Origin of the sequence: Pantoea sp. GbtcB22, from assembly GCF_019091025.1 — a bacterium.
In the GTDB taxonomy this organism is placed as follows: Bacteria; Pseudomonadota; Gammaproteobacteria; order Enterobacterales; family Enterobacteriaceae; genus Pantoea; species Pantoea leporis.
Genome location: NZ_JAGXKB010000569.1, coordinates 1 through 247 on the forward strand (window position 1 = coordinate 1; position 247 = coordinate 247).

Below are 247 nucleotides of genomic sequence, written 5' to 3' on the forward strand. Positions count from 1 at the left end.
TTGAGCAACGCGCCGCTCATGCCGGAATCCGGCACTGGCGTGTTCCAGGTGACTTTGGCGAAGCCAATCGGCTTGTGGGTCTCGGCGATCAGCCAGCTCTCATTGGGTGCCGCGAGGCTGCTATTCAGCTCTGCCAGACCATATTCCTTGTCGATAAAGGCATCCAGTTCGTCTGCGGAAACCCACATATGTTTGTAATGCGCACTGTAGGTCATGCGGCCCAGCAGGTGCAGCAGCTCTGCATCCT

The 247-nt window shown here is 57.5% G+C and carries 1 pseudogene; it reads right to left on the bottom strand.

The features are described 5' to 3' along the window. Positions 1-247, bottom strand: a pseudogene (locus KVT28_RS26005) (N-acetyltransferase); the annotation flags it as partial.